This window comes from Devosia sp. Soil_C_22 (assembly GCF_057657195.1).
On the sequence record NZ_JBDGIY010000001.1, the window covers coordinates 2,259,135 to 2,282,405 of the forward strand.

At 66.9% G+C, this 23,271-nt stretch carries 20 protein-coding genes and 2 tRNA genes; 13 read left to right on the top strand and 9 right to left on the bottom strand.

The window, feature by feature from the left end:
- Nucleotides 1-158: 158 nt before the first annotated feature.
- Entirely contained in the window at nt 159-935 is a 777-nt protein-coding gene (locus tag AC3A6I_RS10945; protein WP_487543729.1) for a protein-L-isoaspartate O-methyltransferase family protein, read from the bottom strand.
- Nucleotides 902-975: transfer RNA gene (locus AC3A6I_RS10950), tRNA-Cys, on the bottom strand. Before AC3A6I_RS10950 ends, AC3A6I_RS10945 begins: the two co-directional genes overlap by 34 nt.
- Before the next feature lie 192 nt (nt 976-1,167).
- Here AC3A6I_RS10950 and AC3A6I_RS10955 point away from each other — a divergent pair.
- The gene (locus AC3A6I_RS10955) at nt 1,168-1,782 is read left to right on the top strand and encodes a hypothetical protein (protein ID WP_487543731.1); all 615 of its coding nucleotides are present in this window, start codon (nt 1,168-1,170) and stop codon (nt 1,780-1,782) included.
- Nucleotides 1,783-2,003: 221 nt separating this feature from the next.
- On the opposite strand, the gene AC3A6I_RS10960 is transcribed toward AC3A6I_RS10955, so the two are convergent.
- Complete coding sequence (locus AC3A6I_RS10960) at nt 2,004-2,444, bottom strand: cyclic nucleotide-binding domain-containing protein (protein ID WP_487543732.1); 441 nt, start codon at nt 2,442-2,444, stop codon at nt 2,004-2,006.
- Between the two features lie 64 nt (nt 2,445-2,508).
- Between AC3A6I_RS10960 and mobA the strand changes: the two genes are divergently transcribed.
- Nucleotides 2,509-3,150 (top strand): molybdenum cofactor guanylyltransferase, encoded by a 642-nt coding sequence (gene mobA / locus AC3A6I_RS10965; protein WP_487543733.1) that lies wholly within the window; start codon nt 2,509-2,511, stop codon nt 3,148-3,150.
- 7 nt (nt 3,151-3,157) lie between these two features.
- Here the strand turns inward: mobA and AC3A6I_RS10970 are convergent.
- Nucleotides 3,158-3,233, bottom strand: a tRNA-Asn gene (locus AC3A6I_RS10970).
- A 96-nt stretch (nt 3,234-3,329) separates the two neighbouring features.
- A complete protein-coding gene (locus tag AC3A6I_RS10975) occupies nt 3,330-4,190 on the bottom strand; it encodes an SDR family oxidoreductase (RefSeq protein ID WP_487543734.1) in 861 nt (286 codons plus the stop codon).
- Between the two features lie 162 nt (nt 4,191-4,352).
- Here AC3A6I_RS10975 and AC3A6I_RS10980 point away from each other — a divergent pair, with 162 nt between their 5' ends.
- The 3 genes from AC3A6I_RS10980 to AC3A6I_RS10990 are packed head-to-tail and all read left to right on the top strand — an operon-like array spanning nt 4,353 to nt 6,831.
- Nucleotides 4,353-5,087 carry a glycosyltransferase family 2 protein gene (locus AC3A6I_RS10980; RefSeq protein WP_487543735.1) on the top strand — a complete coding sequence of 245 codons (735 nt, stop codon included), beginning with the start codon at nt 4,353-4,355 and terminating at the stop codon, nt 5,085-5,087.
- Between the two features lie 3 nt (nt 5,088-5,090).
- A complete protein-coding gene (locus AC3A6I_RS10985; RefSeq protein WP_487543736.1) occupies nt 5,091-5,408 on the top strand; it encodes a lipid-A-disaccharide synthase N-terminal domain-containing protein in 318 nt (105 codons plus the stop codon).
- Complete coding sequence (locus AC3A6I_RS10990) at nt 5,389-6,831, top strand: ArnT family glycosyltransferase (protein ID WP_487543737.1); 1,443 nt, start codon at nt 5,389-5,391, stop codon at nt 6,829-6,831. The genes AC3A6I_RS10985 and AC3A6I_RS10990 overlap by 20 nt, the downstream gene beginning before the upstream one ends.
- Before the next feature lie 4 nt (nt 6,832-6,835).
- Here AC3A6I_RS10990 and AC3A6I_RS10995 read toward each other — a convergent pair whose 3' ends face one another.
- Nucleotides 6,836-7,357 (bottom strand): hypothetical protein, encoded by a 522-nt coding sequence (locus AC3A6I_RS10995; RefSeq protein ID WP_487543738.1) that lies wholly within the window; start codon nt 7,355-7,357, stop codon nt 6,836-6,838.
- A gap of 197 nt (nt 7,358-7,554) precedes the next feature.
- On the opposite strand from AC3A6I_RS10995, the gene AC3A6I_RS11000 reads away from it, so the two are divergent.
- Nucleotides 7,555-8,295: an ABC transporter ATP-binding protein gene (locus AC3A6I_RS11000; RefSeq protein ID WP_487543739.1), complete on the top strand. Its 741-nt coding sequence runs from the start codon at nt 7,555-7,557 to the stop codon at nt 8,293-8,295.
- Nucleotides 8,295-10,841 (top strand): ABC transporter permease, encoded by a 2,547-nt coding sequence (locus AC3A6I_RS11005; RefSeq protein ID WP_487543740.1) that lies wholly within the window; start codon nt 8,295-8,297, stop codon nt 10,839-10,841. Before AC3A6I_RS11000 ends, AC3A6I_RS11005 begins: the two co-directional genes overlap by 1 nt.
- 201 nt (nt 10,842-11,042) lie before the next feature.
- Here the strand turns inward: AC3A6I_RS11005 and AC3A6I_RS11010 are convergent, their stop codons facing one another.
- From AC3A6I_RS11010 to AC3A6I_RS11020, 3 genes are all read right to left on the bottom strand, one after another.
- Nucleotides 11,043-12,674 (bottom strand): L,D-transpeptidase family protein, encoded by a 1,632-nt coding sequence (locus tag AC3A6I_RS11010; protein ID WP_487543741.1) that lies wholly within the window; start codon nt 12,672-12,674, stop codon nt 11,043-11,045.
- Complete coding sequence (locus tag AC3A6I_RS11015; protein ID WP_487543742.1) at nt 12,655-13,647, bottom strand: amino acid ABC transporter substrate-binding protein; 993 nt, start codon at nt 13,645-13,647, stop codon at nt 12,655-12,657. Before AC3A6I_RS11015 ends, AC3A6I_RS11010 begins: the two co-directional genes overlap by 20 nt.
- 93 nt (nt 13,648-13,740) lie before the next feature.
- On the bottom strand, nt 13,741-14,232 hold the full coding sequence (locus AC3A6I_RS11020; RefSeq protein WP_487543743.1) for a response regulator: 492 nt from the start codon (nt 14,230-14,232) through the stop codon (nt 13,741-13,743).
- Between the two features lie 708 nt (nt 14,233-14,940).
- On the opposite strand from AC3A6I_RS11020, the gene AC3A6I_RS11025 reads away from it, so the two are divergent.
- The 6 genes from AC3A6I_RS11025 to AC3A6I_RS11050 are packed head-to-tail and all read left to right on the top strand — an operon-like array spanning nt 14,941 to nt 23,264.
- Nucleotides 14,941-16,260, top strand: a complete 1,320-nt coding sequence (locus tag AC3A6I_RS11025) for a nucleotide sugar dehydrogenase (protein ID WP_487543744.1) — start codon at nt 14,941-14,943, stop codon at nt 16,258-16,260.
- 5 nt (nt 16,261-16,265) lie between these two features.
- The gene (locus tag AC3A6I_RS11030; protein WP_487543745.1) at nt 16,266-17,750 is read left to right on the top strand and encodes a glycosyltransferase; all 1,485 of its coding nucleotides are present in this window, start codon (nt 16,266-16,268) and stop codon (nt 17,748-17,750) included.
- 13 nt (nt 17,751-17,763) lie between these two features.
- Nucleotides 17,764-18,861: a hypothetical protein gene (locus AC3A6I_RS11035; RefSeq protein WP_487543746.1), complete on the top strand. Its 1,098-nt coding sequence runs from the start codon at nt 17,764-17,766 to the stop codon at nt 18,859-18,861.
- A 29-nt stretch (nt 18,862-18,890) separates the two neighbouring features.
- Nucleotides 18,891-20,327 (top strand): mannose-1-phosphate guanylyltransferase/mannose-6-phosphate isomerase, encoded by a 1,437-nt coding sequence (locus AC3A6I_RS11040; protein ID WP_487543747.1) that lies wholly within the window; start codon nt 18,891-18,893, stop codon nt 20,325-20,327.
- Entirely contained in the window at nt 20,320-21,831 is a 1,512-nt protein-coding gene (locus AC3A6I_RS11045; RefSeq protein WP_487543748.1) for a right-handed parallel beta-helix repeat-containing protein, read from the top strand. Before AC3A6I_RS11040 ends, AC3A6I_RS11045 begins: the two co-directional genes overlap by 8 nt.
- The gene (locus tag AC3A6I_RS11050) at nt 21,831-23,264 is read left to right on the top strand and encodes an MBOAT family O-acyltransferase (RefSeq protein WP_487543749.1); all 1,434 of its coding nucleotides are present in this window, start codon (nt 21,831-21,833) and stop codon (nt 23,262-23,264) included. The genes AC3A6I_RS11045 and AC3A6I_RS11050 overlap by 1 nt, the downstream gene beginning before the upstream one ends.
- Nucleotides 23,265-23,271 lie beyond the last annotated feature (7 nt).

Genomic DNA, 23,271 nt, shown 5'->3' on the forward strand with positions numbered 1-23,271 from the left:
CTCTCTGACGCGCCCGCAAGGTTACGTCGACCACATGGGACGCACAACATAGCAACTCAAGGCTTGCAAACATTTAACCTTGGAAAAGTGCAGGCACGTGACGGACGGGCAACACTGCCGGCCATCTGGTCAGTAACATGCCCGGCCACCGGAGGCCTTCAGAATGTGAAGGTTTCCATCCGTTCCGGCCGCGCCAGCGGTGGCAGCGAGGTGTTGAACTCGCTGCGCGCCGTCACATCGTCGCCGCCCCGCACATAGATCATGGCGACCGCCGGCCCCTGGCTGCGCACCAGTGCCACGAGGCGACCACCCTCGTTGAGACGGCTGAAAAACTGCGTCGGTTCGGCGTCGACGGCGCCCTCGATGACAATGACGTCGTAGCTTTGCGACAGGCTGCTGCCATCCAGCGGCCCGACGATGACGCCGGCATTGTCCAAACCCTCGAGATTGACCTTCGCCTGCTGCGCCAGCGCCGGGTCGGATTCGAGCCCCGTGACCGCCGCGCCCAGCCGCGCCAGCACGGCAGTGCTGTAGCCGGTGCCCGCGCCGACGTCGAGAATGTGGTCGGCCTGCTTGATCTCGGCCAGCTGTACGAGCCGGGCGAACGGCGCGGCCGGCCCCAGATACCTGTCGCCACCGAGCGCATGGGCTACATCGGCATAGGCCAGCGCCTGCCGGTCCGCCGGCACGAAGCGCTCGCGCGGCACCTCCCCGATCGCCGCCAGCACGCGGTGATCGTTCACCGCGCTGGTGCGCAGCTGGTTGTCGACCATTTTCAGGCGGGCGGCGGCGTAGTCGACCATCGGGCGATCCTTTGGCTGGAAATATGTGGCGAGGTGATAGCGCCCCGCCGCGACCGCTTCAAGAACGGTCGCCTGGACGGCATAAGGAAGAGGAAGGATGGAGGCCACGACCGGAATCGAACCGGTATACACGGATTTGCAATCCGCTGCGTAACCACTCCGCCACGTGGCCTCAACGAGCGCGGTTCATAGGCGAAGACAATAGGTTGGGCAAGAGCCTGCCTGCTGCTGTTGCGCCGGCCCCGAGAAGATGCCGCCGGGCTTCGGAACGCATTCCGAAATCTGGCCAGATGGCGACGGCGCGGGCTCAGCCGGGATAGCGGTGTGGTTGCGACGGTGGGAGGAAACGCCTACCTGATCCCGCATGACGTCAAGGACGAACGACTCCTCCCATCTGACCAGCAGCTGGACCTTGCCCCATGCCGCGAGGCTAGGCTCGTCGGTTCGCTCCAAGGGCCTGTACATGCAGGTCCGATCCCAGCTTCCGGTGGCGGCCAGAAAGTTGCTCACGGTGAAGGCCGGCGAACTCACCCTCAGTATGCCGAGGGGGGCGGAGGATGAGTTTGCCGCCGCCTCGGCGATCGTCTCCAGGGCGCTGGTGGGCATCGAAAGCCGACCGGTGATCCCGCGTGAGATCGAAGACATTCTTGGAATCTCTTCGACCGAGCGGCGCCGGTGGCTCGAGGACGGCCGGCTGCCAAGTGCCGGCACGAGAACGGTGAAGCTGCGTGGGCGCGGCACTATCACGTTCCATGTGTTCGACCCCGAGTTTGTCGAGGACGCGCTCAACCGTGACCTGGTCGTCGAGTGGCGCGAGCAGGATGCGGAAGCCGCCGCCGAGAGACGGCAACGGTCGGCATGGAAGGCAAGGCAACGCCGCCTGCAGGCCAGGAAGGCCGATCCGGGCGAGGCAACCGAAGATGAGGCCTCCGCCGACCTTACCGGCTGGGCTGAGTTCCAACGCACGGGACTTCCTTAAGGCATGCGCCTCAGGCGCGGAGTCATTCCCGCGAAAGCGGGAACCTCTGTTTTCGGTGCGTCCATCAAACGGAGAGTCCCCCTTTCGCGGGGAGACCCAGTGGATAATGCGTCCGGAGTGACACTCCCGCTTGATCGGGAGGGTAGTTGAGCTTGCACGCGGCGCCCCCCGGGAGGCGCAGGCCTGAACACAGTGCGTGACATGTCTATTTAGGACGGACCCTAGGCCTTCGCCTCGCCATGCCCCATCAGCGCGCCGCGCAGGCGCTCCATCAGGCTCTCTTCCTTCTCCGGCGCATGCGTTGCCTCGGCAAGCAGCGCCGACGTCGTGTCGAGGCGCTGGCAGAGCAGCGTCGCGAGCCGAAGCGTGATCATCGGCTGGCGCTCGAGGACGAGCATGGCGTCGTCCACCATGCGGACACGCGCGTCGGTCTCGGCCCGCACCGTGGCGCTGTGTGGCTTGTCGAGCAGCAGCGACATCTCGCCGATCAGCGAGTCGAGCTGGTCGATGGTGGCGATCTTCACCCCGTCGCGCTCGACGGCCAGCGTGCCGGAGTCGAGAACATAAAGCTTGCCGTCCTTCTTGCCCTGGTCGATCAGGATGTCGCCCGCGGCGAGCTCGAGCGTGGGCGCGGCATAGGTCAGTAGCAGCAGGCTCGTCATGGATTGACCCTCGATCTTGGCGGAGTGACTTTAGCGCCGTCGCTCGCGCCGGATAAGTGCCCATATGCAAACGTCAAACCCCGCCACGATTGCCGGCCTGATCCTCGCCGGCGGCCGCGGCGAGCGCCTGGGCGGCGCCCTCAAGTCCGAACTCGTAATTGGCGGCCGGCGGTTGCTCGAGCGGGTGACGGACCGGCTCGACGGCTGCACGCCCCTGCTCGTCGCCCATGGCCGGATAGCGCCCGAATTGCTTCATCTGCCGGAACTGATGGTGCCCGTGCCGGACCTCGACGGCGACTATGCCGGCCCGCTCGCCGGGTTCGCCGGTGGCATGACCTGGTGCGTCGCCCGGCCGCACCCTCCCGAATTCCTCGTCAGCGTGGCCGTGGACACCCCGTTCCTGCCGCCCGACTATGTCGACCGGCTCGCCGCCGCTATCGGCGGTAGGGACGTTGCGATGGCGAGCTATGGCGGCCAGCCTTATCCCACCAACGCCCTGTGGCGCGTCGTCCGCTTCCTCGACCTGCCGGCGCAGGTGACGGCCGCTACGGCGCCACACAGTCTCAAGCGGCTGGCCGGTTCGGCTTCGGCAGTGATGGTGGAATGGCCGGAAACGGCGACCGGCGACCCGTTCGCCAATATCAACACACCGCAGGAACTGGCCGCAGCGCGCAGCCGTGCCCAGACCCAAGGCGCTGATATTTAAGGAGGATTGGCTCCGCGAGCTGGACTCGAACCAGCGACCATTCGATTAACAGTCGAACGCTCTACCAACTGAGCTATCGCGGAACACGGGGTGCCTCGTTCAAGGCCGGGCCCATGTAGCGGGTTTGTTTTCCTTTGCCAACCCCGAATTTGCGTCTGGGGAAACCCGGTCCGTGACGCCTACATGACGGGCTTGCCGCCGGTGACGGCAATCGTCGCGCCCGAGATATAGCTCGCCTCGTCGCTCGCCAGCAGCACATAGGGCGGCGCCAGCTCCGCCGGCTGCGCCGGCCGCTTGAACGGCACCTGCTCGCCGAACTCCGCGACATTCGAGGCCGGCAGCGTCGCCGGCCCGAGCGGTGTCCACACCGGTCCCGGCGCCACGGTGTTGGCGCGTATCCCCTTCTTCGCCAGCAACTGGGCAAGGCCGGCGCTGAAATTCTGGATCGCCCCCTTGGTCACCGCATAGGCCAGCAACTCGGGGCTGGGCTCGTCCGCCTGCTTGGACGCGGTGTTGATGATGGAGGAACCCGGCTTCATGTGCGGCACGGCCGCCTTGGTCAGATAGAACATCGCCGAGATGTTCACCGCCATCGTCCTTTCCCATTCCTCGTCCGGGATATCCTCGATGGCCTCGAAATAGCCCTGGTGCGCGGCGTTGTTCACCAGCACGTCGAGGCCGCCGAATGCCTCGACGGTCCTGGCGATGATGTCGCGGCAATGCGCCGGATCAGCGAGATCACCGGGCAGCAGCAGGCACTGGCGTCCGCAATCCTCGATATCGCGCTTGATATCGTGCGCATCCTCGTCCTCGCTGAGATAGGAAATGGCGACGTCCGCGCCCTCGCGCGCAAAGGCCAGCGCCACGGCCCGCCCGATACCGGAATCGCCGCCCGTGACCAGCGTCTTCTTGCCCTCGAGCCGCTGCGAGCCGCGATAGCTGTCCTCGCCATGGTCCGGCACCGGGTCCATCCGCTTGGTAAAGCCCGGATAGGGCTGCTGCTGCTCGGGAAAGGGCGGCTTGGGGTACTCGATCGGCATCTGAAAACCTCCGGCTTGATGCCGTTCCAACGTAGCTAAAGCCGTTCGGTTCGCCGCCCGCGACCGCGTTTCAAATCGGTCACAGCGCATGGCCCACCTGCCCGTGGGCCGATTGCCAGTATTGGCCGCCTCGCCTATAGAGCGCGGCGAAACAGGGTTATGATGACCAGGCTGTCCGTAATTGTTCCCGCGCGCAACGAGGCAGGGAACCTCCCCTCGCTGATCGCCGAGATCGAGGCCGCGCTCACCGAATATGCGCCCTATGAGATCATCGTCGTCGACGATGGCTCGACCGACGGCTCGCCCGATATGCTGGCGCGCCTGGCGACCGAAAAGCCGCATCTGCGCGTGCTGCGGCACGAGCGGTCCGGCGGCCAGTCGGCGGGCATCCACACCGGCGTCAGCGCCGCGACCGCGCCGATCGTCTGCATGCTCGATGGCGATGGCCAGAACCCGCCGGCCGAGCTGCCCAGGCTGGTAGCGCCGCTCTTTGCCGCTGGCAGCACCGGCCTCGGCCTCGTCGCCGGCCAGCGCGTCGGCCGGCAGGACACCTGGTCCAAGAAGGTCGCCTCGCGCCTCGCCAACGGCATCCGCTCGTTCCTGTTGAAGGACGGCACCCGCGACACCGGCTGCGGGCTCAAGGCCTTCCGTCGCGACGCCTACCTCGCCCTCCCCTATTTCGATCACATGCACCGCTACCTGCCGGCGCTGTTCAAGCGCGACGGCTGGAATGTGGCCCTGGTCGACGTGAGCCATCGCCAGCGCGGCGCCGGTCGCTCCAACTATTCCAACTTCCAGCGCGCCCTCGTCGGCGTTGTGGACCTTTTCGGCGTCATGTGGTTGATCCACCGGCGCAAGAAGACCCGGCCGGCGGGCGCGACCCAAGGAGACAGCTGACCCATGGCCGAATGGCTGATGCAGATCTTCCACGTGGAGAACCAGATTGAGCTGCTGTGGGTGGTCTTCGGCCTGCTCGCGCAGGCCATGTTCACCGGCCGCTTCCTGGTCCAGTGGATCGCTTCGGAACGCCAGCGCAAATCGGTCGTGCCAACCGCCTTCTGGTACTTTTCGCTCGCCGGCGGCGTCATGCTGCTCGCGTACGCGCTCTACCGGCAGGATCCGGTCTTCATCCTCGGCCAGCTGTTCGGCGTCGTGATCTACGCACGCAACCTGTGGCTGATCTACGCCGAGCGGCGCCGTGACGCAGTCGGCGGCTGACCGGCAGGGCTGGGCCTGGCCGGTCGCCGCGCTTGTCGCGGCGGTGGTCGTGCTCCGCCTGGTCGTCCTCGCCTTCGACCGCACCGATCTGTTCGTCGACGAGACGCAGTACTGGCTCTGGGGCCAGCACTTCGAGTGGGGCTACTACTCGAAACCCCCGCTGATCGCCTGGCTGATCGGCGCTGTGACCACACTCGCCGGCAGCGATGCCCCATTCTGGGTGCGCATGCCCTCGGCGGTGCTCAACGGCATCACCGCCTTCCTCCTCGCCGCGCTCTCGGCCCGCATCTGGGGCCCGCGCTCCGCGATCTGGGTCGCGGCGGCCTATCTCAGCATGCCGATGGTCGCCTTCGGCATGATGCTGATCTCCACCGATTCGGTGATGGCGCCCTTCTTCGCCGGCGCCCTGCTCGCCCACTGGCACCTGAGCGAGACCAAAAAGGCCCGCTACGCCCTCCTCGCCGGCGCGCTGATCGGCTTTGCCTTCCTCGCCAAATATGCCGCCATCTACTTCCTCATCGGCGCCGGGCTCGCCGCGATCGTCTTCCCGCAGGCCCGGATCGGCTGGCGCAACGCCGCGCTGCTCGGCCTCGCCTTCCTCGTCGTCATCGGCCCCAACCTGCTCTGGAACGCGCTCAACGGGCTGACCACACTGCAGCACACCGCCGACAATATCGGCTGGATTCGCGGCGCAGCCAACGCGCGGCAGACACCGGGCCTCGGTGGCCTCGTGACCTTCGTGGGCAGCCAGTTCGGCGTGATGGGCCCCATCCTGTTCGGGGCCCTGCTGGTCGCGTTGGCGCGCTTCCGCAGCTTCGGGCCGCTGGCTGCCTTCGCCGTCGTGCCGCTGATTGCCGTGTCGGGGCAGTCGATCATCGATACCGCCTATGCCAACTGGGCCGCCGCGGCCTACTTCTCCGGCGTCCCGCTCGCCATGGCGGCGCTGGCGCGCGTTCCCTGGCTGCGCGCCGCCGGCCTCGCGCTCAATGTCGTGCTGGCGGTGGCGATCACCCTGCTGACCCTGTGGCCGAACACGCCGATCCTCGGCTTCGATCCGCCGCTCGAGCGCTACACCGGACGCACGACGACCAGCAACGAGATCATCGCCCTCGCCCAGGGCAACGGCGACGTGCCGATCTACGCCGAGAACCGCGATATCCTCGCCGATCTGTTCTACACCGGCCGCGACGCCGGGCTGGCCATCTACGCCCGCCGCCCCGCCGGCCGCCCGATGCACCATTACGAGCAGGAATATCCCCTGCCGATCGACTTGGCCGGACCGATCCTGGCGGTCGTGAGCTACACGGTCGATTGCCCCGAACTCGCCCCACCCATCGAGGTAGGGCGGACGTCCGGAGCCTATCGTCGCTACAACCTGACGGCACGCCTGGTCGACGCCGCCTGCCTCAACGGCAGGCGCTAGCAGCCTACTTCGAGAACGGTACCGAAGCGGTCAGGATCTGGCCCGAGTTGTTGAACTCGACCTGGAAATCCACCTGGATCCCGCCGCCCTGAAGGATCAGCAGCGAGCCGATACGTACGTCGTTGCCGCCCCGGTCGGTCTGGCGCTCGGCGAGATCGAAGCTGATGCTCTGCCCGCGCTCGCGGCCGACCGCCACGCCGGTGAAGCCGGCATTCGAGCTCATCACCGCCTTGTAGTGGCTGGCCGCATCGTCATAGGCGATGGTGCCAGAAACCGAGAGGTTCATGTTCACCAGGCTGCAGCGGCCGGCATAGTTGACCTTCTCTTGGTTGCCCCTGGTTACGGTCAGCCGGCACTTGAACGGCTCGGGGGCCTCGCCGCCCACCAGGGCGCCCTGCCCCTGCCAGTTGCCGATATAGGAGAGGAGTTTGTCCAGCTCCGCCGGCCCTGCCTGCGCCGGAACCGCCGCGAGGCCCGACAGTCCAATGATCGCCGCAAGTGCGATCGCCCGATACGATTTCAGCATGTCCCCTACCGTTGTTGCTCCCACCCGTCGGCAGGACCCGGCGATCGCCGGTGATAAATCCAGATGGCTTTTGACTCGCCGGCCTCAGGGTGTCAGACCTTCGCAGGCTGCAAACCTGGCCTGGCCATCAAGGCTAGTCGTCGGCACGTGGCGCGCACAATCATTCGGTTTGTTACGCTCGGCAAGTCCCCTGCATCATGCTCACTTCCAATTCTACGACAGATGTGGCGATTCAGCATGACGCGCCGATAATTTCTGCGTCATCGATCAACTATACGCTCGATATAGCGGGCCACCCGCTCCACATTTTGAAGAACGTCTCGTTCGATGTTCAGCCTTCCCAGGTGGTCGCCATTGTCGGCCCCTCGGGCAGCGGCAAGACCTCGATGCTCATGCTGCTGGCAGGCCTCGAGCGCCCGACGTCCGGCGAGATCATCGTCGGCGGACACAATCTGGCCGGCCTGAACGAGGACGAACTGGCCCTGTTCCGGCGCGAGACGCTCGGCATCGTGTTCCAGAGCTTCCATCTCATCCCCTCGCTGAGCGCACTCGACAATGTGGGCCTCGCGCTCGAGATCGCGCAACCGAACCTGCCGCTGACCGAAGTGCGCAAGCAGGCTGTCGACGCACTGACCGCGGTCGGCCTCGGCGACCGGCTGCACCACCGCCCCTCCGCCCTCTCGGGTGGTGAACAGCAGCGCGTCGGCCTCGCCCGCGCCATGATCGCCAAGCCCAAGCTGCTCCTCGCCGACGAACCGACCGGCAATCTCGACCAGGCCACCGGACAGGTGGTGATCGAGCTGATGTTCGATCTGGCGCGCCAACAGAAGACCGCCGTCGCGCTGGTAACCCACGACCCACAACTCGCCGCCCGCGCCGATCGCGTCTTCACCATGACGCGTGGCGAACTGGTCGAAACGACGACGAGACGCACCTGATGCGTGCGATCCTCGCCGCCATCCGCATCGGTCTCATCGATATGCGCGGCGATCTCCGCCGCTTCGGCCTTCTCGTGGTCTGCCTCGCGGTCGGCACGGCATTGATCGCCGGCGTCAGCTCTGTCGGCACCGCGATCCGCACCGCCGTCGAGCGCGATGCCGCCGTGCTGATGGGTGGCGACGTCGAGCTGTCGCGCACCGACCGCGGCGCCACCCGCGAGGAGATTGTCGCCTTCGAGACCTATGGCCGCCTCGCCTCGGCCATCGACACCAACGTACGCGCCGAGCTGGGCGACAAGGATGCCTTCGTCGACCTGATCGCCATCGGCCCGAACTACCCCCTGCTCGGCCAGGTGACCAGCCCGGACCTCGTGGCCGGCCAGAACGTCCATGGTCGCCTCGGCCTCGAAAATGGCATGTTCGGCGCACTCGTCAGCCCGATCATGCTCGGCCAGCTCGGCATCGGCGTAGGCGATACCTTCACGCTCGGCGGCACGCCTTTCCAGGTCCGCGGCATGCTCGCTGGCCTGCCCGATTCCGCCGTCCGCGGCTTCCGCCTCGGCCTGCCCGCGCTGATCTCCGCCGAAGGCCTCGCCGTGCTGGGCGACCGAACCTCCCCGCTCCCCGGGCTCGGCACCTTCTTCCGCTACAAGCTGCTGCTCAACGTTCGCGACGCCGAAGCCGGCAAGGCGGCCCTGCAGCAGGCCTTCGGCGACAGCGGCTGGACCGTGCGTTCGGCTCGCGACGGGCTCGGCCCGATGGTGCGCTACTACGACCTGTTCATGCGCTTCCTTGTCATCGTCGGGCTCGCCTCGCTGCTGATCGGGGGCGTCAGCGTGTGGACCTCGATCTCGGCCTATATCGCCGAGCGCTCCAGCGTCATCGCCGTGCTGCGCTCCATGGGCGCCACGCGCACCCGCGTCTTCCTCCACTTCTTCGCCCAGGTCGGCGCGCTCGCCGCCGTCGGCGTCGGCGTCGGCCTTGTCATCGGGGCGACTGTGGCGCTGATCGCCATCCCCATCGTCGGCAGCGCCGTCGGTGTCAGCCTTGCGCCCACGCTCTACGCCCAGCCGCTGCTGGTCGCAGCCGGCGTCGGCCTCGTCACCGCCTTCGCCTTTGCCTACCTGCCGCTGCAGCAGGCCCAGAGCATCCGCCCGGTCACCCTGTTCCGCGCCAAGGGCCTCGCCGCCCCGCCCATCGACTGGCGCGCGCTGTTCGGTTCGTTCCAGTTCATCCCGCTGCTGCTCGCCGGCGCCGTCTTCATCTGGCTCGCCATCCTGATGACCGACGACGTGATGCTGGTGCTGGCTTTCGTCGCGGTCAGCGGACTGTCGGCCGCCCTGTTCCGCCTCGCCATCGGGGCAGCGCAGGCCCTGCTCCACCGGGTCCCGGAAACAGGCGTCAGACCGCTACGCTACGCGCTGCGCGGCATCTCCGGCGAAGGCTCCAATGCCCCTTCGGTGGTGGTGTCGGTGGCCATGGCTTTGACCATGCTGGTCGTCGTCCTCGTGCTCGAGGTGAACCTGCGCAACGAGTATCTGGGCGCTTCGGTGTTCGATGCGCCTAGCTTCGTCGCGTCCGACCTCTTCCCCGACGAGGTCGCGACGCTCGAGGCCATGCAGGCCGAAGGCGGCGACGTCACCGCCTTTACCGCCACACCCATGCTGCGCGGCGAGTTCGCCGCGGTGAACCAGACGCCGACCGCCAGTCTCTCGCCGCAAGGCCCCGAGGCGCTGTTCCTGCTCTCGGGCGAAATCCCGATCACCTACCGTTCCGTGCTGCCCTCCACCTCGCGCGTGGTCGAAGGCCAGTGGTGGGACGCCGGCCATAGCGGTCCGGCCCTCGTCTCGCTGCACCAGAGCCTGAAATCCGGATTGGGCGTGAATATCGGCGACACTGTCACTTTCACCATCTTCGGCGACAGCGTCACCGCGACGGTCGCCAACTTCCGCGACTATTCCTGGCAAGGCGGCATCGATTTCCTCGCCACCTTCTCGCCGGGCGTGCTCGAGGATTATCCGGCAACTCTGCTCGGCGCGGTCACGGCCGAACCCGGCAAGGAACGCGCCGTCGAGCAGCGGCTGGCCGAAGCCCTGCCGGACGTGCGCTTCATCGCCATCGGCGAAACGCTCGGCCTGATCACGGCGGCGCTGAGCCAGCTCTCGCTCGCCTCCTCACTGGTCGGTGGCCTTGCTGTCGGCAACGGCCTGCTCGTCCTCATCGGCGCGCTCGCCACCGGTCGGCGCCAGCGCCAGGCCGACGCCGTGATCAACAAGGTGCTGGGTGCGACCCAGCCCGAGATCGTCTCGGTCTCGATCCTGCAATATGTGATCCTCGCCGCCTTCGCCGCGCTGATCGCCACGCCCGTCGGCATCGCCCTCGCCCGCATCCTCACCGGCGTGCTGCTCGACGTTGAGTTCACCGTGAACCCGACCACGCTCTCCATCGTCGGCATCGGCGCGGTGCTGCTCACCGGCCTGTTGGGAGCGGCAACCATCTGGCGCGCGCTGGCCACGCGGCCGGCCCACCTGCTGCGCGAACCGTAGGGCGGTTTCGCTTCCTGCACCGGCGGTGGTGTTCACGGGGGCAGAACCGGTCTTTGCACCTACAAATTGAACTCGGAGTCATTCCCGCGAAAGCGGGAACCTCCGTTCAGGTGCGTGCGGCCCAACGGAGATCCCCGCCTTCGCGGGGATGACCCGGTGGCAAATCGAGGCCGAGAATTCCACCTGCAAGCGCCCCGCCCATCACCAGGCCAGCGACTTCCCGTCGAGCGCGGCCAGCAGCTTTTCGTCGTGGCCGTAGATGTCCGAGCTGAAATGCACCCCGTCCGGCTCGGCCCAGGCGGTGAGATAGGTGATGTGCACCGGCAGCGGCGTCTTGAGGTTCACCACGGTGTTCTTGACCGATGCCACGACGTTGTCGATTCGCCCCATCGACCAATCCGGCACGCCACCCGCCGCCAGCACCTGCTCAGCCAGTTCGAGCGGCCGCGACAGCCGGATACAGCCATGGCTGAAGGCCCGTTCGGCCCGCCCGAAGAGGCTGCGCGACGGCGTGTCGTGCAGGTAGACATCGTGCTGGTTGGGGAACATGAACTTCACCCGTCCCAGCGCATTGTTCGGGCCTGGCTTCTGGCGCAGCCGGAATGGGAAGCGTGCCGGCGAGACCTGCGCCCAGTCCACCTGACGGACGTCGTAGACCTCCTCGCCGCGCACCGCCTCGAAGCCCGCCGCCGCGACCGATCCCGGGTTGGACTGCAGCTTGGGCAACTCCTCCTTGGCGGCGAGTCCGGCGGGCACATTCCAGTATGGGTTGAACTCGAGATAGCGGATGGCATCGCTGAACACCGGCGTGCGGCTATAGGGCTTGCCCACCACCACGGCCATGCGCTCCTCGACGACGCCGTCCCTGACCCGCTCAAGCTCGAAGCCGGCGATGTTGACGATGATGTACTGCTGGCCCAAATCGTCCGGCATCCAGCGCCAGCGCTCCATGGCGAAGGCGATCGATTCGATGCGCGCCTCGATCGGCACGTTCATCGCCACCAGCGACGCCGGGCCGACGACGCCGTCGACCTCAAGCCCGTGCCGCGCCTGAAAACGCTTCACCGCTTCGACCAGGGTGTCGTCGTAGAGTTCCGGCACGCCGGGCGCTTCGGACGCGGCGCCATCGGTCACCGCCAGCCGTGCCCTGAGCGCCGGGATGCGCGGATCGCTCATCCCCGGCTTCAGCGTCTCCCCCAGCGGCACCGTGCCCCAGCCACCCAACACCGCCAGCGCCCGATAGTCGTCGAGCGCCTGATGCAGTGCGGCATACTCGGAGCTCTGTGGCTCGAAGCGGTGGAAGGCCGTGTCGAGGTCTACCTCGGACGCAACGGTGTCGAGCGCCGCCGATTCGTCGATCTGGCGCGGCGCGAGGAAGAAGTTGGGATCGATCTTGTTGGGCAGGAACCGCCCCACCCGCAGGTCGGATGCATATTCGAGGAAGGCCGCCGAGAAATATAGCTCGATGATCGCGAGGCTCCGCTTGTCGGTAGCCCCCGCCGCGGTCAGCAATTCGCCCAGCCGCGCGCCCGGATAGTCATCGGGATTGAGCCCGTCATCCTCGGCGTTGACCAGCCGCGCGACCATTGCCGCCCCGCGCGAGCTGCCCAGCCAGATCAGTTCGCCACCACGCTCCTCGTAATACGCGCGCAGCACGTCGCGGCGCTGCCGGATCGGCAGTGGCAGGCGCGGCTCGTTGGCCAACAGGTCGATGATATTGATGCGCACGACGGCGAGGTCGCGGGCCGACATGCCCGAGATGTCCTGTGCCAGCGCCGGCACGCACCATAGCGCGACAAGCGCGATCAGCAGCTCACGGCATCGGCGGAGCATAGAGCAGCCCACCCTGGTTCCAGAGCGCGTTGACGCCACGGCTCAGTTGCATCGGCGTATCTTCGCCGAGATGGCGGTCGAAAATCTCGGCATAGTTGCCCACCGCCGCCAGCACATCGATCAGCCAGTCCGCATCAAGGCCGAACGCCGCCACCGCAGGCGCCCCTACACGCCGCGCCTCGTCGGCCTTGGCGCCCGCCACCGCGGCCGCATCGAGCCCGCGCTCCTCGGCGTCGATCAGCGCCAGCAGCGTCCAGCGCACCAGGCTGGTCCACTCCTGGTCGCCGTCCCTCGTCACCGGGCCGAGCGGCTCCTTGGAGATCACATCCTTGAGGATCACGTGGTCCTCCGGCACCGCTAGCAGCGAGCGTTCGGCTGCAAGCGCCGACCGGTCCGCCGTATAGCCGTCGCACTGCCCCGCCTCGTAGGCCGCCCGCGCTTCCGGCCGCTCGTCGAAGGGCAGCACCGAGACACTGAGCCCGGCGGCCTCGAAATAGGTGGTGAGATTGGCTTCGGTCGTCGTGCCGCTGACGAGGCAGATCGTGGCGCCGTCGAGCTGGAGCGGGCTGGTGGCGCCGAACAGCGCCGGGATCATGAAGCCCTGCCCGTCATAATAGCTGACGCCTGCGAACTCGAGCCCCTGCTCGAGATCGCGGGTCATCGTCCAGGTGCTGTTGCGCGAGAGCAGGTCGATCTTGCCATCGGCGAGCGCCGCGAACCGGTCCTCGGCCGAGAGCGACACATACTCGACCTTGCCGCCGTCCCCGAGCACCGCCGCAGCCACCGCCTTGCAGAAGTCGACATCGAAGCCGACCCATGCACCGCTGTCGTCCTGTTCGGAAAAGCCGCGCAGCCCCTCGCTGACACCGCAGTTCAGCGTGCCACGCTCGCGCACATCGGCCAGCGTGCCCGCATGCACGACGCCGGCACTACACAGAAGCGCCGCCGTCGCGGCCAGGATGGCACCCCGCATTTGCGCCCCTCTCCGACGTATCGCGACGCCGAGTTTGACCGCAACCGGTCGGGGGCGCAACCCGCCTCAAGACGTAGGCGGGCGAAAACGTTGTCATACCCGCGGCGGCAGCCTGGTACGGGCGCGCGGCGCCTGGCCGATCAGCCCCAGCTCCTCGAGTGCGCGGGTGATCTCGGAATGGGTGTACGGCTTCTCGAAATAGCGTGCCCCCAGCGGCAGGTCGGGCGTCTCGCCCGCGCGCGGCTGCGACACCACGATGATCTCGATCGTCGGCCAGCGGATGCGGATGGTCTCGGCGAGTTGCGGACCATCGAGCGTGCCCGGCGCATCATATTCGATGAACGTGATCGCGATGCCGGAGCGACTCTCCAGATGCGCCACGGCCTCGTCCGAGCTGAACGCGACGAGAGCCTCGAAGCCCGCGGCCTCGAATAACTGTACCGCCCCCAGCATGATCATGGGTTCGTCCTCGACAATAAGGACCAGTGGCCGGCTGCTTCCGGTGGATGACAATCGATATGACCCGCTGCTGCTGTTACCCAAGCGCTTGGCGTGCAACGCCCCGCGCCAATGAGCCGAAGGCACCTTCGACTCTGCCCATGCGAATTCTTTCGCGCAACGACGGCAAAAGCGCGGCTGCCCTGCGCTTCCCGCGTCCCACGCTCGGCATGTGGCGAAAACCGTCGGCGAATCCTTCCCGGAATCGCCGCGGGATTACTTAAAGACTCGAACGAAAAGCCTGGAACTACAGCATTTCCGGCTGCAGCGGCGACGCTGGCCTCACCCTTCGAAGGACCGGAAGGGTCAGCGGCGCTGGCCGATTGGAACCACAAAACCTGCCCACAATTTGAGCAGCGCGATTCCGGCCCCGACAGGTCACATTCTTTCGCCCTAATTCCACCACGCTCCGGTCCCGCTTGATCAACGCAACGTGAACGCCGAAACCTGCGGCCCGCCTGCGGTTGGATGACGCAGGAATGCAAACGTTAACGTTGCATGACATCCCGCTGACATGCGCTGGCGGAATGGCTCGTATGAATCGCCATTGCTTCTCAGAAATGGGGCCAGCACACAGGCTTTCCCTCACGAACGGACAGTCATCGCCGATCCCAGCGCGATACTTCCGAAACTAAGTGTCTACTTCGAAGCTCCAGCGGTGGAGAGATCGATAGGAGGCACTTGGCGGAACGAGGCCAATGAGCTTGTAGCTCGTCGTTCTGTTGCTTCATCGCCCCGCATAACTTGCCCCTCGGGCGAGAACAATACTGCTCACACTTCTGAGAGAGGACTGTCGTGGCCAAAATCAGCGTCTTTGGAATTGGATATGTCGGTGTCGTGTCGGCCGCGTGCCTCGCCGACGACGGGCATGAGGTGATCGCGGTCGACCTCGACCCCGCCAAGGTCAGCGCCGTCAATGCGGGCCTGTCCCCGATCGTCGAGAACGGCCTCGACGAGATCCTGGCACGCGCCGTGGCGTCCGGCCGCCTGCGCGCCACCACCGATGGCCGCCAGGCCGTGCTCGACACCGACGCCAGCTTCATCTGCGTCGGCACCCCCAGCGACGACACCGGCGCCGTGGGCCTGAAATACGTCAAGGGCGTCTGCGCCGACATCGGGCAGGCGCTCAAGGACAAGCCGAGCTTCCACTCGGTCATCATCCGCTCGACCATCGTGCCCGGCACCATGGACGAGGTCTGCGTGCCCGAACTCGAGCAAGCCAGCGGCATGGTCGCCGGCCAGGATTTCGGCGTCGGCTACTACCCCGAGTTCCTGCGCGAATCGACCGCGATCGCCGACTACTACGATCCGGGCCTCATCGTCTTCGGCGCGCTCGAGGCGCGCACTGAGGCCATCCTCAAGGAAGTGAACTCCGGCATGCCGGTGCCGTCCAACGTGGTGACGCTGCGCACCGCCGAGGCCGTGAAATACGCGTCGAACTCCTGGCGCGCCGTGAAGGTCACCTTCGCCAACGAGATCGGCAACATCGCCAAGGCGTCGGGCGTCGACGGCCAGCAGGTGATGAAGCTCATCTGCTCGGACACCAAGGTCAACATCTCCCCCTACTTCATGCGTCCCGGCTTCGCCTTCGGCGGCTCCTGCCTGCCCAAGGACGTCCGCGCCCTGCAGCATCTCGCTGCCCAAAAGGGTGTCGCCTCCCCCCTCCTCGACTCCGTGCTGATCGCCAACGCGGCCCAGATCGACCGGGCTGAAAAGATGATCGCCAGTTCCGGCGCCAAGTCGGTGGGCCTCGTCGGCATCGCCTTCAAGCCCGGCACCGACGACCTGCGCGAAAGCCCGCTGGCCGAGCTCGCGAGCCGGCTCATCTCCAAGGGCATGGAGCTCAAGGTCTACGACCCCTACGTCTGGCAGGCGGTCGAGGGCGGCGTCTCCGCCATGGGCCGTGGCAACGATGTCGTGCCCGACCTGCCGCAGCGTCTCGTCGGCAAGATCGAGGACCTGATCTCGTCCTCCGACGTGATCCTCGTGGGCAATCGCTACGAGGAAACCATCGCCCCCCTCAACGCCGTCTCCGAATACCGCTCGCTGGTCGATCTGACCCGCATCAACGCCAGCCTGCGCTCCAACGGCACCTACGAAGGCATCTGCTGGTAAGCGCCATGAACCCGCTCGCGCACATCATCTACGTCCTTGCCGTCGCCGCAGTCGCCAGCGCCGTCCCCTCCTCCGCCTTCTCGGCCGGCGCCGGCGTCTTCCTCACCCTCGGGGTGATCGGGCTGTGGCGCTACGGCTGGGCCCTGATCAACTTCGTGCGCGGGCACCTCTATATCCGCATCGTCTATCCGCGGCGGCGCGCCGCCGCCGCGGCCCTCTATGCCACCCGCCGCCCGGCGCACGCCTTCATGCTGGCCACCAGCTACAAGATCGACGCCGACATCACCTCGCGCGTCTATCGCTCCATCTTCCAGGCTGCCCGCCGCTCTCCCGGCGGCGCCACTGTGGTGGCCTCGGTGGTCGATCTCGCCGACGAGCGGCTGATCCGCTCGGTGGCCCAGCAGGTGCTCGGGGATATCAATACCGTCGAGGTGGTGATCGACCGCATCGACGGCACCGGCAAGCGCGACGCCCTCGCCACCTCGCTCCGCTCCATCGCCCGCCGCTACCCCAGCGCCGACGACGTCGTGCTGCTCATCGACGGCGACACCCAGATCCCCGAGGACATCGTGGCGCGGGCCGCGCCGTTCTTCGCCAGCGGCAAGGTCGGCGCGCTGACCACCCACGAGCGAGCCGAGATCGAGGAGACCCCGATCTTCCGTGACTGGTTCAAGCTGCGCTTCACCCAGCGCCAGATGATGATGTCGGCAGTGGCGCTCGGCGGCCGCGTGCTGACCCTCACCGGCCGCATGTCGGTGTTCCGGGCGGACCTCGCCACCGACCCCGAGTTCATCGCCTCGATCGAGCAGGACTATATCGATCACTGGCGCCTGGGCCGCGTGAAGTTCCTCACCGGCGACGACAAGTCGACCTGGTTCTGGCTGCTCAAGCACGGCTTCCAGATGGCCTACCTGCCCGATGTTGCCTGCGTGTCGATGGAAACCCAGCCCAAGCCGGGCTTCGTCGAGAGCGCCGTGACGCTGATGCGCCGCTGGTTCGGTAACATGCTGCGCACCAATGGCCGCGCGCTGGCGCTCGGGCCCCAGAAGATCGGCCTCTTCACCTGGTGGTCGATCCTCGACCAGCGCGTCTCGATGTGGACGACGCTGACGGCTCCGGTCGGCATCGTGCTTTACGCGGTGTTCGTCGATCCGCTGATCGCCGTTGCCTACGTCGCCTGGGTCATGGCCACGCGCTATGTCTATTGCTGGCTGCTCGCCAGCTTCGGCGGCCCGTTCCCGATCACCTACCCGTTCCTGCTCTACTTCGGCCAGCTGTTCGGCGCCGCGATCAAGACCTCGGTCATGTTCCGCCTCGACCGCCAGCGCTGGACCCGCCAGTCGACCGCCATTGCCGGTGCCGGTGGCAGTGAGGGCCGGATCCGTTCCCTGACCTCCAGCTACATGCACGTGCTCGCCCTGGGCCTGCTCGTCGCTGGCGTCCTCTTCGTCACGGGGCTGCTGAGCCCCCTCCCGATCCATGCCAACTGAGGGCTTAGTATCAATGACCGAAGCGCATGCTGAACTCGAACAGAAGACCAGCCCGGTCGCGCCCCCGCTGAGCGATCTCGCGGTGCATGGCGACCACCCGGTCATCCGGCTGCCGTTCAACGTCCTCATCAACGGCCGCTCGTTCCAGGGCAATGGCCTGTCGGTCGTGGGCGCCGAGGCCACCGGCCTGATCGACCCGCACCTGCACGGCCGCGTGCAGGTGGTCGTGTTGTCGTTCAATTTCCCCGGCTACTCGATCAGCCTGCCGGTCGATGCCGCCATCGGCGCCGGCTCGCCCGAAGCGGGAACCGTCTCGTTGCGCTTCCTCGAGCCGACCGGCCCGCATCTGCCGCAACTGCGCTACATCCTCAACTCCTACGTCGGTGGCGACCTGGTCGGCGTCGACGGCCTGATCCGTACCGGCGACAAGGTCGAGAAGGCGCGTAACGATGTGCCCAGGGCCAAACCCTCTGCCGGTCAGGGCCTGCTCAACGGGCTGCGCTGGGGTCTCTTTGCCGGCCTTGGCCTGCTGCTGGTCGGCTTTGTCGGCGTAAAGCTCTACGAGCGCCTGTTCGTGACACCGGTCACCGGCCTCTCGACCATCACGCTCGACGGCATGGACCTGCGCGCCATCAGCCCCGGCCAGCTCGATTTCGTGAATCCGGCCGCCACCCAGGGCGAGATCGCCTTCGCCATCCGCACCACGGCCGGTGAAGTGCTCGCGGTGTCGATGCCCTGCGATTGCGTCGTTTCCCCTGGCGCGGCCCAGTCGGGCGCCACGGTCCTTGCCGGCGATACCGTCATGACCGTCGCGCCTGCCGACGCCCAGGCTGTGATCACCTCGCATGTCGACGGCAATGGGCTCAGGAAGCTCGCCTCCGGCGCCCATGCCGAGGTGCACCTGCCCAATGGCTCGGTGACCAGCGCCACGCTCGACCCGGCCGAGCTTCCCGGCCTGCTGCGTACGGCCAAGGCCGGCGACGGCACTGCCATTCCGGTGACGCTCGTTCCCGCGACGCCCCTCGAGCCATCGCTCGTCGGCGCCCCGGTGGATGTGCTCATCACGGCCGATCCGCTGGCGGCGGTAAGCCGGTTCTTCTCCTTCAAATGACGGCGAACAAGACAGAGGGCCACTCGAAAATGAACGCCATCCATCCGGTCATCCTTTGCGGAGGTGTGGGTACACGGCTTTGGCCGCTGTCCCGCGGCCAGCAGCCGAAGCAGTTCCAGCCCATCGACGCCGAGGGCTCGATCACCTTCTTCCAGACCACTGTCCAGCGCCATCGCGGCGAGCTGTTCCACGATCCCGTCGTCTCGGTGGCGAGCGGGCATCTGGGCACCGTGCGCCGCCAGTTGCGCGACATCCAGCGCAACGCGCGCATCATCGCCGAGCCGGTGGCACGCAATACCGGCCCTGCCGTGCTGAGCGCCGCGCTGCTGATCGCCCGCACCGATCCCGACGCGGTGCTGCTGATCTGCCCATCAGACCATGTGATCGACGGCGACCTCAACGGCCGCGTCCGCGCCGCCTGGAAGGCCGCGATGGACGGGCTGATCGTCACCTTCGGCATCAAGCCGCGCTACAACGAGACCGGCTATGGCTACATCATGGACGGCGGCGAGTTCTCGAACTACCGCGGCGTCCACCGCGCCGAGCGCTTCGTCGAAAAGCCCAATGCGCAGATCGCCCAGTCGCTGATCGAGACGGGCCTCGCCTACTGGGCCTCCGGCATCTCGTTGATGCGTGCCGACACGGTGATCGAGGAATATCGCCGCTTCGACCCGGTGACCTTCGGCGCCGTCAGCGCCTCGCTCGCCAATGCCGAGCTCGATGACGGCGCGCTGCTGCTCGAGGAAGTCAGCTTCGGCTCCGCCGAGAGCCTGCCGACCGAACGCGCCGTGTTCGAGAAGTCCAAATCCGTTGCGCTCGCTCCCGCCGATGTCGAGTGGGACGATGTCGGCGCCTGGGCCGCCTTCCACACCATCGGCAACAAGACCGACGAGGGCAACGTCGTCACCGGTGACGTGCTGATGGTGAACTCCCGTGACTCCTATGTTCGCGGGTCCGATCGTCTGGTCGCCGTGGTCGGCGTCGACAACCTCGTCGTGGTGGACACCAAGGACGCGCTCCTCGTCACCACCAGGGACAAGAGCCAGGACGTCAAGAAGGTAGTCGAGCAGCTCAAGGCGCAGAACCGCCGCGAGGCCGATGACCACGCCTTCGGCACCACCGACTGGGGCCGCCAGGGCAAGCTCGCCTCGGGTGCCGGCTACATGCTGCGCCACCTCACCGTGAACCCCGGCGCGACCCTCCCTGTCGAACGCGGCGCTGACTTCCGCCGCATGATGGTCGTCGCCTCGGGCTCGGGCACGCTGCAGATCGGCACCCGCCAGCGCCAGGTGCGCGCCGGCGCCACCTTCGAGGTCGGCCCCGAACAGGACGCACAGGTCACCAATGACGGCACCGGCCCGATGCAGGTGATCGAAGTCGCCTGCCATGTGGACGGTCCGCTGACCCACCTCACTCCGCTCCTCGAGCTGGCTGCGGTGGGCGACGGGAGCCGCGAACATGCGTAAGGCAGGAGTCCGCGCTGGTTTCGCCATCATGGCGGCGTGCCTCCCCGTGGCCGCCACGGCGGCGGACTATGCGCGGACTCTCGCCTTTGAAAAGACCGTGGACGAGGTCACGGCGATGGTCGGGGAGGCCCGTCCGCTCGACGAGCTGCGCGCCGCCCTCGCCCCCCTCGGCCTCGAGTTCCGCAATGCGCCGACCGGGTCCCCCGGCCGGCCCCGGCTCGGCGGCGTGACCGTGAGCTCCGCCGCGCTCGACCTGGTGCTGAGCCAGCTCGCGCTCCAGGCCGGCGCCAATTATCACGTCGCCCTGCGCCAGGCGCAGGCGGAGCCCGAAGTGCTGCTGGTCGGCAGCGGCGTCGCCAGCCTCGCCCAGCTGCAGGAAGCCGCCCAAGCCGCGGGCCTCACCGACGCCATCGAGAAGACCCCCGACGGCTATGTCGCGCACCTGCCGATCGCGGTGTGGAACGGCGCCACCCTGTTCATGCAGCCGGGGGAGACCCTGCTGCTCGACCGTTCGAGCGGCGCATTCCTGCTCTCGGCCGGCAACCTCATCGGTACCGATGCGAGCATCGGCGTGACCGGAGCCGAGAACCCGCGCCTCAAGGATTTCAATCCCTTCGTGGTCGTCGCCATGTCGGGCAACGCCCAGTTCGAACGCATGCAGTTCGCCGATCTCGGCTTCGGGCTGTTCCCGCCGATGACCGGGCTGACGCTGCTCGAGAGCGGCTTCTATAACCGCACCGGCAGTTCCTTCATTCGCGACAGCCGCTTCACCGATGTCGGCGCGCTGGCGCTGATCGATGCGACCGGCGCCATCGTCGACAACAACATCCTCACCGGCACCACCCTGCTGCTGAGCGGCGGCACCACGCTGGTGGCGCGCGGCAATGTCGTGCTGCCCGGCCCCGATGCCCACGGCATCAAGGTCACCAACGCCGCCAACGGCGTCGACCTCACCGGCAACATCATCATCGACGCCGGCCTCAACGGCATCTTCGCCGATGCCGGCAGCGCCGACCTGAAAATCCGTAGCAACCTGATTGCCGGATCGAAGCGCTCGGGCGTCTCGGTCGCCTCGGCCGATTGCATCGCGGTCGCCGACAACCTGCTGCTGCAGAACGCCCAGTCCGGCCTCGCCATCCGCGACAGCGCCGGGCTCGATGTGCGGACCAACCGGCTGATCGACAATGGCAATGCCGGCATCACCGTCACCCACCAGCCCGACTACGGCGTGATCGAGATCGCCTCCAACGAGCTCGACGGCAACCGCGTCGGCATCAAGGGCTCGACCACGGCGCGTCTCGCCTTTGCCCAGAACGATTTCACCGGCCAGGCCCCGCGCCTGCTCGACGGCGAGCTGGTCCAGTTCACCGACCGCTTCTTTGACCTGCGCGCCGACGCGGGCGGTCCGACGATCATCGACGGGCTCGAGCTGAAGTCCGGCGCCAAGCTCACACCCAACGGCGCCCTGCGCCCCACCACCTGTACCTTCGAGGGGGATGCCTGATGGTCTTTTCGTCCGAGACGTTCCTGTTCCTGTTCCTGCCGATCTTCCTGGCAGCCTACTACCTGACGCCGAACAAGTACCGGAACTTCACGCTCCTCATCGAGTCCTACCTGTTCTACGGCTGGTGGCGCTTCGACTTCCTCGTGCTGCTGGTCGCCAACACGCTGTGGGCCTACGTTTTCTCGATCCTCGTCGGGAAGTACCGGGGCACGCCCAGGGCCAAGCTCTTCCTCGCCATCGGCGTCATCGGGCACCTCAGCGTGCTGGGCGTCTTCAAGTATCTCAACTTCTTCGTCGACAGCTTTGCCACGCTGTGGGGCACCACGCCCGATGCGCTCGGCATCCACTGGCAGCTGCTGCTGCCCATCGGCATCTCGTTCTATGTCTTCCATTCGGTCAGCTACCTCGTCGACGTGTACCGGGGCGACGCCAAGGTCAGCTACAACATCATCGATTTCGCCGCCTTCCTCGCGCTGTTCCCGCAGCTCGTGGCCGGCCCGATCCTGCGCTACAAGGACCTCGCCCCGCAGTTCGCCAAGCGCGAGCATAGCTGGGAGCTGTTCAACGCCGGCTGGCAGCGCTTCCTGATCGGCCTCTCCATGAAGGTGCTGATCGCCGACCCGGTCGCGCCCCTCGCCGACGCCATGTTCTCGGCCCCCAACCCCACCGTGGTCGAAAGCTGGCTCGGGGCGCTGGCCTACTCCATGCAGCTCTACTTCGATTTCGCCGGCTACTCCGCCATGGCGATCGGCCTCGCGCTGATGATCGGCTTCCGCTTCGCCGAGAACTTCAACATGCCCTACATCAGCCGCTCGATCACCGAGTTCTGGCGGCGCTGGCATATCTCGCTGTCGGTCTGGCTGCGCGACTACCTCTATATCCCGCTCGGCGGCAACCGGAAGGGCGTCGCCCGCACCTACGTGAACCTGTTCATGGTCATGCTGCTCGGCGGCCTGTGGCACGGGGCGAACTTCACCTTCATCCTGTGGGGCGTCTGGCACGGCGGCATCCTCGTCATCGAGCGCCTCACCGGCTTCGACAAGCGGGCCCCGAGCCTGTGGTGGAGCCTGCCCGCGACCTTCATCGCGGTCGTCCTCGGCTGGGTCACCTTCCGCGCGCCCGATCTCGGCCAGGCCTTCCAGATGTATGCCGGCATGTTCGGCTTCAACGGCATCGGCATCCGCCCCGAAGTCGCCTGGATGGTGAGCCGTGAGGCCATGACCATGCTGGCGGTCGCCATCGCCATCACCATCGCCGAGCCGCGCGTCCGCCAGTTCTACGAGCCCCAGATCGCGGTGAACGGCGACGGCACCATCGCGGTCACCAGCACCACCGGCCTCGTCAAGGCCGCGGCGCTGAGCGCGCTGGCCATCTTCTGCCTGATGCGCCTCGCCGAGCAGACCTACTCGCCCTTCCTCTACTTCCAGTTCTGAGGCCGAC